9 protein-coding genes are annotated in these 10,456 nt (G+C 73.6%); 4 read left to right on the top strand and 5 right to left on the bottom strand.

What is annotated here, in order from left to right; translation table 11 throughout:
- The 3 genes from JZ5iCDA_RS12595 to JZ5iCDA_RS12585 all read right to left on the bottom strand — a co-directional run.
- Nucleotides 1–1,112 (bottom strand): ATP-binding protein (locus tag JZ5iCDA_RS12595; protein ID WP_171905375.1); only part of this gene is annotated, 1,112 nt, incomplete at its 3' end.
- Nucleotides 1,112–1,840, bottom strand: a complete 729-nt coding sequence (locus tag JZ5iCDA_RS12590; protein WP_069387490.1) for a DUF4194 domain-containing protein — start codon at nt 1,838–1,840, stop codon at nt 1,112–1,114. The genes JZ5iCDA_RS12595 and JZ5iCDA_RS12590, both read right to left, overlap by 1 nt.
- The gene (locus JZ5iCDA_RS12585) at nt 1,837–3,453 is read right to left on the bottom strand and encodes a DUF3375 domain-containing protein (RefSeq protein WP_069387489.1); all 1,617 of its coding nucleotides are present in this window, start codon (nt 3,451–3,453) and stop codon (nt 1,837–1,839) included. The genes JZ5iCDA_RS12590 and JZ5iCDA_RS12585 overlap by 4 nt, the downstream gene beginning before the upstream one ends.
- A 273-nt stretch (nt 3,454–3,726) precedes the next feature.
- Here JZ5iCDA_RS12585 and JZ5iCDA_RS12580 point away from each other — a divergent pair, with 273 nt between their 5' ends.
- Entirely contained in the window at nt 3,727–4,437 is a 711-nt protein-coding gene (locus tag JZ5iCDA_RS12580; protein ID WP_253182081.1) for a vitamin K epoxide reductase family protein, read from the top strand.
- A gap of 102 nt (nt 4,438–4,539) precedes the next feature.
- Here JZ5iCDA_RS12580 and JZ5iCDA_RS12575 read toward each other — a convergent pair whose 3' ends face one another.
- Entirely contained in the window at nt 4,540–5,232 is a 693-nt protein-coding gene (locus JZ5iCDA_RS12575; protein WP_253182080.1) for a TetR/AcrR family transcriptional regulator, read from the bottom strand.
- A gap of 27 nt (nt 5,233–5,259) precedes the next feature.
- On the opposite strand from JZ5iCDA_RS12575, the gene JZ5iCDA_RS12570 reads away from it, so the two are divergent.
- From JZ5iCDA_RS12570 to JZ5iCDA_RS12560, 3 genes are all read left to right on the top strand, one after another.
- Nucleotides 5,260–6,117, top strand: a complete 858-nt coding sequence (locus JZ5iCDA_RS12570; protein ID WP_069387491.1) for an SDR family NAD(P)-dependent oxidoreductase — start codon at nt 5,260–5,262, stop codon at nt 6,115–6,117.
- Between the two features lie 49 nt (nt 6,118–6,166).
- Nucleotides 6,167–6,973 carry an alpha/beta fold hydrolase gene (locus tag JZ5iCDA_RS12565; protein ID WP_069387487.1) on the top strand — a complete coding sequence of 269 codons (807 nt, stop codon included), beginning with the start codon at nt 6,167–6,169 and terminating at the stop codon, nt 6,971–6,973.
- 101 nt (nt 6,974–7,074) lie between these two features.
- Nucleotides 7,075–8,583: a carboxylesterase/lipase family protein gene (locus tag JZ5iCDA_RS12560; protein WP_069387486.1), complete on the top strand. Its 1,509-nt coding sequence runs from the start codon at nt 7,075–7,077 to the stop codon at nt 8,581–8,583.
- 608 nt (nt 8,584–9,191) lie between these two features.
- Here JZ5iCDA_RS12560 and JZ5iCDA_RS12555 read toward each other — a convergent pair.
- On the bottom strand, nt 9,192–10,456 hold a 1,265-nt coding region (locus JZ5iCDA_RS12555), incomplete at its 5' end, for a methyltransferase (RefSeq protein ID WP_069387485.1).

Genomic DNA, 10,456 nt, shown 5'->3' with positions numbered 1-10,456 from the left:
CGGCCCGCGACCTCCTCCTCGATCGCGGCGAGCCGGTCGCCGCCGTGCCCGGCCCGCTCGAGCTCGAGCCGCTGCCGTTCGGCCGCGAGCAGGCCCAGCTCGTCGCCCACGCGCGCGCGGCGCTCCTCGCCCTCGGTCACGCGCTCGTCGAGCGCCCCGATGAGCCCGTCGAGGTTCGCGACGCGGCGCGAGGCCGTGAACGCCCGCAGGGCGTCCCGGCGCGCGACCAGGGCGTCGGCCCGCTCCCCCAGCGCGTCGTGCGCGTCGCAGTCCGCGAGCAGCGGCGCGAGCCGCTCGATCTGCGCGGTGGCGCGCACGACGGCGTCGTGCGCGCTCGTGAGGTCGTCGAAGTGCGCGACGAGCCGGTCGGTCCAGCGGTCGGCGTCGAACGGCTCGAGCATGTGCTCGCGCACGAACTCCCCGAGGTCGCCCACCGACTTCATCGACACCGTCTGGTGGAACAGGTCCATCGCCTGCTCCGACGGGATGCCGAGCAGGCGGCGGAAGTCGCGCCCGTACTCGGGGAAGTGGTCGCGCACCTGCGCGCCGGCCTCGCGCAGCCGGCGCCGCAGCGCCGCGACGTCGCCGCCGAAGCCCGCGAAGTCCTCCGTGATGGTCAGCGGGCGGTCGGACGTGACGAAGAAGCGGTCGGGCTGCCCGGCCTGGCCGGGCGCGAGCCAGAACACCTGCGCGAGCGTGACCTCCTGGTCGAACCCGCGGTTGGCGAAGCGGCCGAGCACGACGGAGTACGTGCCGCGCTCGCGCAGCCCGACGTGGCGCGTCGTGCCGGTCGCCTCGTCGCGCTCCGCCTTGTAGTGGCCCGCGACGTACGAGCGCAGCGACCGCTCGCGCGCCCCCGCGCCCGCGGCCTTGTTGTACGAGATGCGGTGCGACGGGACGAGCAGCGTCGTCACGGCGTCGACGATCGTCGACTTGCCCGAACCGATGTCGCCCGTGAGCAGCGCGTTGCGCCCGTCGAGGTCGAACGCCCACACGCGCTGGTCGAACGTGCCCCAGTTGAGCACCTCGAGCCGCTCGAGGCGGAAGCCCGCGCGCGCGTCGAGGTCGGCCGCCGGGTCGTGCAGCTCGACCGGGCTGAACAGGCCTTCCATCACGCCACCGTCACCTTCGTCGTCCCGGCCGTGGTCCTGTCGTCCTGCCGGCCCCCGCCGTCCGCCCGCCCGGCCGCCACGTCGAGGTACTGCGCGAGCCGGGCGTCGAAGTCGGCGAGCCACTGCGCGTCGACGAAGGCCTTGAGGATCCGGCGCACCTCGAACCGCCGCGCGTCCGCGGAACCGTCGTCGGCCGACGCCGCCCCCGCCGCCTCCGCGGACCCGGCGCCGTCGGCGTCCCGGCCCGCGGGCCGCAGGAAGCCGAGCTCGACGACGCGCCGCACGAGCGCGTCGACGCGGTCCACGAGGCGCGCCTCGTTGGCGGCGGCACCCGCGTCCTGGGACAGGAACACGCGCAGGAGGTCGACGATCTCGGCCCGCGTGAGCACGAGCCGCGTGTCGCCGCCCTCGGAGTCGGACTGCGCGAGGCGCTTGCGCAGCAGGGCGAGCAGGAGGCTCACGTCGAACGGGAGCTCGCGGCGCGGGATCAGCCGGGGCACGCGCTCGTCGCGCTCGTGCTCCGGCTGCGAGCGCAGGTAGGCGTAGCCGTCGCCCTCGTCGACGACGACCTGCAGGCCGAGCATCGCGACGGCGTCGCGCACCTGCGCCTCGTGCGCGAGCAGGTCGCGCCACGTCTCCTCGCTCGACTCGCGGTACACGACGCCCTTGAGCAGCGACGTGACGACCACCGACAGCTCGGGGCCGCGGGCGGGGCGGGGCGTGCTCACGGGGTCTCCTCGGGTGCGGGCTCAGGTCGGACGGACTCGGGTCGGGCGGGGGCTCCCGCGGGGACGGACCGGCGGGCGAACGTCACGCGCGGCAGGCGGGCCACCCGGACCACCGGGTCGCCCGGGTCGTCGGCGACGCCCGGCGGCGCGGGCGCCTCGCCCGTCCAGCTGACCTCGTCGGTCCGCTCGTCGTCGTGCACGACGGCGAAGCGCGGGTCGTCGAGCGACAGGTAGGAGACGAGCTCGGCGAGGCCGTGCTCGAGGGGCGCGTCCTGCACGAGGTCGGCGAGCGAGACCTGCCCGCGCCGGCCGAGCGCGTCGCGGACCGTGCGCGCGAGCCGCTCCCGGTCGACGTGCACCTGCTCGTACAGCGCCGCGACCTCGAAGTCCTCGTCGCCCTCCTCCACGAGGTCGGAGTCGACGCGCGCGCTCGGGCGCGGGGCGAACAGGGGGCGCTCGGTGGGGAGCACGACCTCGGGGGCCACGGCGTCGAGGGCCATGCCGGGCGGCGTCGCGTGGTCGTCGCCGGGACGGCCCGCCGCGTCGCGCGCGACGTCGCGCGCCGCGAGCGCCTTCGCCTCGACGCCGCGCAGGATGTCCATGACGCGACGGTTCTCGAGCCACACCTGGTCGTCGAGGAAGCGGCGCAGCTGCTCCGAGAGCGTGCGGACCGTGGCTTGGGTGCGCTCGCCCGCGTCGAGCCAGTCGTAGTGGATGCGCCGCAGCCGGCGGTGCTCGGCGGCGCGGGCGGCGTCCGACGGGACGTCGGGAGCGATCGCGTCGAGCGCCTGGACCTGGTCGACCAGCGCGGCGAACTCCTCCTGGCGGCGCCGGTCGAGCAGGAAGTCGTAGAACGCGTGGAAGGACCGGCCCTGGTCGGACTCGGCGATCGCGGTGCGCGAGCGCACGACCTCCTCGAGCAGCTCGCCCTTGGCGCCGTCCCAGCCAGTGATGCGCTCGCGCAGCGCGCGGTCGAGCGAGCGGAAGTTCGCCTCGACCTCGCGGAAGTCGGACAGCAGGTCGGCCGCGGTCTGGGTGAGCTGCTGGTACCGGTCGCGCTGCGCCGCGGCGTCGAGCACGGCGACGCGGCCGGCTCGGACCTGGGCGATCTCCTCGTCGATCCGGGCCCGCCGCTCCTCGAGCTCGCGCAGCCGCTCGGCGGGGTCGGTCTGGGTGCCGACCGCGAGCTGGCGCAGGAGCTCGAACACCGTCGCGAGGCGCGACTCGGTGCCGACGAACGCGCGCCCGCGCAGCCCGGCGACCCACCGCACCGCCTGCTCGACGGCGGGCGTCGCGTCGTAGTGCGGCTCGGCGGAGCCGGGCGGGTACCAGGCCCGCAGCCACCCCTGGTCGGGGTGCGCCCAGTGGTCGACGTACGCCTGCGGCGTGCGCGGGTAGCGCCGCTCCGCCTCGGCGTCGCCGTCCTGCGCGCGCCGCAGGGCCCAGAGGTGGTCGTCGAGGCGTGCGACGAGCTCGCTCTCGGGGATGGCACGCACGTTCTCCTCGACGAACACCGTGCCGAGGAACGACAGGACGAGCGCCGCCGTGTCCGCGCGGAGCAGGCGCCACGCCGCGCTCGTGCGCCGCAGGGCGTCGACGTCCTCGTGCTGCACGCGCGTCCTCTCGGATCGGGGGTCGGGGAGCGCCGGGTGTGCCCGGGCGCCGCACGATCCTAGGTCGCCGCACCCCCGGGACGTGCCAGCGGCACGGCCTCGGTCCCGTCCGGACGGGGACCATGGTCCCTGTCGCCCGGCGCCCGCGGCTTCCTACGCTGGTCATGGCGTCGGGCCGGCAGCTCGCCCACCCTGCCGGCCGGACGCCTCCCACGCACCGGAGGACCGGCGCGTGCCGCCTGCCCCCGGCCCCGCCGGACCGGAGGACCTCCCGTGAGCGACGCGACCGCCACCTCGACGCCCCGCAGCGCCACGGCCGGGCGTGCGTCGTCCGGCGCGGGCGACGGCCTCGACGGCGCGCCCGTCTTCGACCCGTTCGAGCGCCCGACCGGGTGGACGCACTCCCGCGGGGTGCTGTTCGGCGAGATGCTCGTCTTCGGCCTGCTGAGCCTCGTCGCGGCGTTCGTGCTCTCCTACGACGCCGTGGTGCTCGCGGCGAACCCGACGGCCACCCTGGCGTGCGACGTCAACACCGTCCTGTCGTGCGGCACCGTCGCGCAGTCGTGGCAGGCGCAGCTCTTCGGCTTCCCCAACGCGTTCCTCGGGCTCGTCGCGGAGCCGGTCGTCATCACGACGGCGGTCGCCGCGCTCGGCGGGACGCGGTTCCCCCGGTGGTTCCTGCTCGCCGCGCAGTGCGTGTACGGCCTCGGCGTCGTGCTCGCGTACTGGCTGTTCGTGCAGTCGATGGTCGTCATCGGCGCGCTGTGCCCGTGGTGCCTGCTCATCACGGTCTCGACCACGCTCGTCTTCGCGTCGCTGCTGCACTGGAACGTGCTCGAGGACAACCTCTTCCTGCCGCGGCGCGCGCAGGCGCGCATGCTGGCCTTCGTGCGCTCCGGCGCGTACGGGTACCTCGTCGCGGCGTGGCTCGTGCTGCTCGCCGTCCTCGTCGTGGCGAGGTACGGACCGGCGCTGCTCGCCTGACCGCGGCCTCGTCAAGCTCGGCGCGGAACCGCTGGTCCTATGGCGATGCCCGGGATGTCGCTGGTGTCAGCGTGATGCCGCACCACGCTGGTGCATCCGACCTCAGGGCATGGGCCGCTGAGCCTGCAGGCCTCTCAGCGCCGTCTCGACCAGGGCGTCGACGTACTCGTCCGTCAGAGGGCCGCTGCGTTGCAGCCACCGGTTGAGCACGGGGCCCCAGATGATGTCGACCGCCACCTCCAGGTCGAGGTCGCCGGCCAGCTCGCCAGCTTCCTGAGCGCTGCGCAGGCGCTGTCGCTTGGCCTCGCGCAGCGGGGCGTCGAGCCGTTCGTGGTACGACGCGGCGAGCGCTTCGTCGTGCGCGACCTCGGTCGCCAGCGCGCGCATCGGCTCGGAGAGGCGGGGGTCGTTCAGCTCCGCGACGGTCGCCTTCAGCACCGTGGCGAGGTCGGCACGGAGGTCCCCCGTGTCAGGAAGCCGCGGAATCTCCCCGGTGCTCGGCTCGCTCATCAGGAGGAAGGCGTCGAAGAGGACGGCGGCTTTCGAGGGCCACCACCGGTAGATGGTCTGCTTCCCCACGCCCGCGCGCGTGGCGATGCCCTCGATGCTCAGCCGGGCGTACGGCACCTCCTGCAGCAGGTCGAGCGTGGCTGTCAGGACGGCTCGCCGCGAGCTCTCGTTGCGGCGGGCGGGATCGGGATTCGACATGGCGCCAGCATACTTGCATGAGACGAGACGTTGCGTATTGCCAAAACCGACATGGCGCTCTACCTTAGGACAATCGACGAGACGCAACGTCTCGTCTTACCGATGGGAGAGTCGATGTTCCCCACTACCACCGCCCCTCGTACGTGGTTCGTCACGGGCGCCAGCCGCGGCATCGGTCACGCCCTCGCGCTCGCCGCGCTAGAACGCGGCGACCGTGTCGCCGCTGCGGCGCGGTCGGCGACCGCCGACCTGTTCGACGCCCGGCATCGTGAGCGCGTCCTCGCGCTGAGCGTGGACGTCACCGACAAGAGCGCGGTCGATGCCGCGGTGACCGCCGCCGTCGACCACTTCGGACGCCTGGACGTCGTGGTGAACAACGCCGGCACCATGTCCATGGGCATGGTCGAGGAGTTCACCGAGGCTCAGGCGAGAGCCCAGCTCGAGGTCAACTTCTTCGGCGCGCTGTGGGTCAGCCAGGCGGCGATGCCGCACCTGCGCCGGCAGGGGTCCGGCCACCTCCTGCAGATCTCGAGCATCGCTGGGCTGGGAGGCTTCCCGAGCACCGGCTTGTACAGCGCGAGCAAGTTCGCCCTCGAGGGCATGAGCGAGGCTCTCGCGATGGAGGCAGTGGCCTTCGGGGTGAGAGTCACCATCGTGCAGCCCGGCGGTTACTGGACCGACCTCTACACCAGCATGACGTCCACGACTCCCCTGGACGCGTACGCCCCGGTGCGTGCGGAGCTCGAGCGGCAGTGGGCCGAGGGGTCGGTGGACAGCGATCCGCGGCTCGCCGCCGAGGCGATGCTCGCGGTGGTCGACAGCGAGGAGCCTCCGCTGCGCCTGGCCCTCGGGAGCACGACCTACGACCTCGCCCACCACATCTCCCGGCAGCGCGTGAAGACCTGGTCCGCCTGGGAGGAGATCAGCCGCGCCGCCGAGCACGCCGTGCCACAGCCAGAGGCCGCCCGCTGAAGCCCGGCAGGAACCCGCAGACCGAGTACCACGTCCGAAGAGGAGAACCATGACCCACGTGACACCGCGCGTCCCCGCCTGGACCGGCATGGTCCCGGTCGACGACACCGCCCTCGCGGTCACCGACAGCGGCGGCGACGGCATCCCCGTGCTCTACTGCAACGGCCAGTTCGCCACCCAGCGGTACTGGCGGCGGGTCGTCGCAGAGCTCGGCACCGACTACCGGCACATCACCTTCGACGAACGGGCGCGCGGCAGGTCCGGGACGTCGAGCGACTACACCTTCGAGGCCGCAGTCCGCGACGTGGCCGCCGTCCTCGACGCACGCGGCGTCGGACGCGCGCTCCTGGTGGGCTGGTCCTACGGCGCGGTCGTCGCCGCGCACTGGGCCGACCGCAACCCCGGGCGGACCATCGCGACGGTGCTGGTCGACGGCGCGTTCCCCCACGACTGGCTCGACGACGCCATGGAACGACGGATCCGCATGCTGTTCCGACGGCTCGCCTTCTTGCGTCCCGTGCTGCGACCACTCGGCCTGCTCCCACGGATGACGGCTGGTCAGCAAGCCGAGAGCAACATCGAGCTCGGGAGGATCTCCCGTGAGCGCACCCTCGGACCTGTCCTGGACCGCATCAGCGTGCCCACCCGGTACGTGGTCGCCTCCGGGACATCCTTCGGCAGCAGAGGAGAAGAGCAGGAGGTCATTCGCGCCAGCCTCGACCAGGTGATCGCACGCAACCCGCGCATCGCGCTCGCCGCCAAGGTCACGAGCAACCACGGCGCCATCCTGCGCCGGGATGCGCCGACGATCGCCGATGCTGTGAGGGCACTCGGCGGCCTGGCCGCCCAACGCTGAGAGCGTTCGACCCTGTGCGGGCGGCCCCTGGGCCGCCCGCACACCCAGCGACCCGCCCGAGAACGGGCTCCCGACAAGACCGACGACAGGAGCACTGTTTGATGTCCGTGTTCGAGACGACGAACGGTCTCGTGCGGGGCTCGCGAGCCGCCGCCGGCATCGTCGCCGTGCGGGGCATCCCGTACGCCGCCCCGCCGTTCGGGGGCAACAGGTACAAGAAGCCCTTCCCGGCACCGGCGTGGAACGGCGTCCGCGACTGCACGGCCTACGGTCCTATCGCGCCACAGTCGGCACAGCTGCCCGGCGCGCCAAGGTGGTCACCCGACGAGGAGGACATCCTCACGGTCAACGTGTGGACCCCGACATCGGCGGGCGACGCTCTGCCCGTGCTGGTCTGGATCCACGGCGGCGCCTACACCTTCGGGTCCTCGGCCCAACCCGACTTCGACGGCACGGCGCTGGCTGCTGCCGGCCTGGTCGTCGTGACGATGAACTACCGGCTCGGTTTCGAAGGGTTCGGCCACGTCCCCGCCGAGGACGCGACCGCCTACCCGGACAACCGTGGCTTGCTCGACCACGTCGCGGCGCTGCGATGGGTCCAGGAGAACATCGCCGTCTTCGGTGGCGACCCGGGCAACGTCACGATCGCCGGCCAGTCCTCCGGGGCCGCGTCAGTGGCCTGTCTCATGGTGATGGACCGAGCCCGCGGCCTGTTCCACCGCGCCATCGCCCACAGCCCAGCCAGCCCGTGCTACACGCCCGAGATCGCCGCAGCGACCACCCGGGAGATCGCGGCGGCGGCGGGGTGCCAGCCCACCGCCGAAGGTCTCGTCAACGCGACACCCCGAGCGCTGGTCACCGCGTCCGACAGGGTGGTCGAGGCCTACCGGCGTGACGCGAGCTCCGGATCTCGCCACTACGACCCGTCCCTGTTCGCACCTGTCATCGACGGCAGGACCCTGCCTGTCGACCCCGTTGCGGGGATCGCCGCCGGTGCTGCACGAGACCTGGACCTCCTCGTCTGCCACACCACGCAGGAGTACTGGCTCCCGGACGCTGTCGGCAGCAGCGCAAGAGTCACCACGGACGCGCAGCTCGACCGCTTCGCCGAGGACTTCGGCCTCTCGGCCGCCTTGGTGGACGGGTACCGGGCGGCGATGCCCGGCGCGCCGGTGCTCGAGGTCTACCTCGCCATCTTCGGAGACCTGTTGTTCTGCGAGTACAGCAACCGGCTCGCCACGGTGCACACCGAGGCAGGCGGTCGAGCCTTCCTCTCGCGGTTCGACCGCCGGCGCACCGGCGCACACGGGACCGTGCGGGCATGGCACTGCGCCGACATCCCGTTCGCCTTCGGCAACATCGACATCGCCAGCGTCACCTTCTTGATCGGTGGTGAGCCCACCCCCGCAGACCGCGGACTAGCACGTCGGATGGTGCGAGCGTGGGCCGACTTCGCCTCGACCGGGAACCCAGGTTGGCATCCCGTCGTCGGATCCGTGGCGCGAGCACAGGTGTGGAGGAGCGAGGACGACGACACTGCCGACGGTACGACACTGACCACCCTTCGCGGCCTGTGGTCCGATGTCACGTTCCCGGTCCTGCGGCCATGACAAGGATACGACCCCTGCGGCGCGGCGATCACGACCGGCGGCCTTGACCGTTCCTGCCCCACGATGCGCGCCTCTCAGCGGCGGGTCGTGGTCGAGGGAATCCCGCCGCCGCCGGGGTAGATCCACTCGCCGACGAGGCTGCGCCTCGTCCACGCCCGACGGCGAGGGTGTCGCCCTTGAGCCCGTGCACGTGGACCAGGGGTCTGCCCAGTGGCTCGCCACCCTCCCGAGCCACGCCACCGCCCCTCGGGCGCACTTGCTACGAGACGCAAGACGTGAGTTCCGCGCCAGTTCACTTCCCGGGGAACTGCTCCGGAAGGCGACGTCTGATGGGCGTGCTCGTATCGGCCCTCGATGGGCCGGTACGAGCAGCGGGCGCACTCGGGCGCGCCGCTGGCCAGTTCGTGCCCGCGCTCACCGGCGCACCGCAGGATGTGGGTGTCGGTGGCGATCGCGTGAGCGATGTACTCGGCGGCGCCCTTGGGGGCGGTCCTACGCGAACTCCGCGAGCCAGGTCCCATTTGGCGGCCGTTGTCGTCGGGGCGCTCGGCCTCGGTCACGTCCTGCGCGGTCAGGATCTCGCGGGCGGCGGCCACGTCCGCGGCCGCTCACGGAGCGGGCGCGAGGAACCCGTCACGGACGAGGCCGCGCACAGCCGGGAGGAGCTCGGCGGCGAGGTCGTCGGCCGGTACCTCGAACAGCGCGGCGATCGCGCCGACGAGCTGGCCGACGCTCAGCTCACCGTCGCTCGCGCCGACGAGCGCCGCGAGGCCCGTCGAGGCCTGGACCGCCCGGCCGAGCCCGTCGCCCTGCCGCAGGAGCACGACGCTCGGGTCCGGCGCGCCCGGCGTGTGGAACCGCTCCTCGGTGACGTCGCCCGCGACGGTCAAGTGCTCGGCCGCGAGCGCCGCGTCGTCGCGCACGGCGAGCCAGTCGTGCGCGACGAGCGACGCCGCGAGGTGGGCACCGAGCGGCTGGCGGACCGAACCAGTGTGCTCCTCGAGCCGGCGCAGCATGGGCCCGCCGTCGACCGGACGCCGCAGCGTCACGATGCCGAAGCCGACCGCCTCGACGTCGCGCGCGGCGAAGTCGTCGAGCCACGCCTCGTACGCAGCCGCCCACGCGTCGGGCTCGCGCTCGGGCGTCGTGCCGCCGTCGCGGATCCAGGTCTCCGCGTACTCCGCGGGGTCGAGCACCTCGCGCTGGACCACCCAGGCGTCGAGCCCCGCCGCGTCGAGCCACGCGCCGACACGCTCGTCCCACGGCTCGCCGCGCCGGTGCTCCCAGTTGCCGAGCAGCTGCGCGACGCCGCCCGGGGCGAGCACCGCGCCGACGCCCGTGACGAGGTCGCGCACGAGGTCGTCGCCCGAGCGGCCGCCGTCCCGGTACTCGTACTCGCAGACGCCGGCGCCGCGCGGGGTGATGACGAACGGCGGGTTGGACACGACGAGGTCGAACGCCTCCCCCGCGACCGGCTCGAGCATCGACCCGGCGCGCAGGTCGAGGCGGGCGGCGGGCCCGGTCTCGCCCGGCCCGAGGTCGAGGGCGGCGTTGAACGCCGCGAACCCGAGCGCCCGGGCGGAGACGTCCGTCGCGACGACGTCGTGCGCGTGCCGGGCGGCGTGCAGCGCCTGGATGCCGCAGCCGGTGCCGAGGTCGAGCACGCGGCCGACGGGGCTGCGCACGGTGACCTGCGCGAGCGTCAGAGACGCGCCGCCGGCGCCGAGCACGTGGTCCGGGGCGAGGCTGCGCCCCGTGGCGAGCTCGCCGAGGTCGGACGCGAGCCACCACTCGACGGGCCCGGCGGCGTCGACGGCCGCGTAGGGGCGCAGGTCGACGAGCGCGCGCACCGCGTCGTCGGACCCGGACCCGG

This window comes from Cellulosimicrobium cellulans (assembly GCF_001722485.1).
GTDB lineage: Bacteria > Actinomycetota > Actinomycetes > Actinomycetales > Cellulomonadaceae > Cellulosimicrobium > Cellulosimicrobium cellulans_A.
This window is presented reverse-complemented; position numbering and strand designations above follow the sequence as displayed.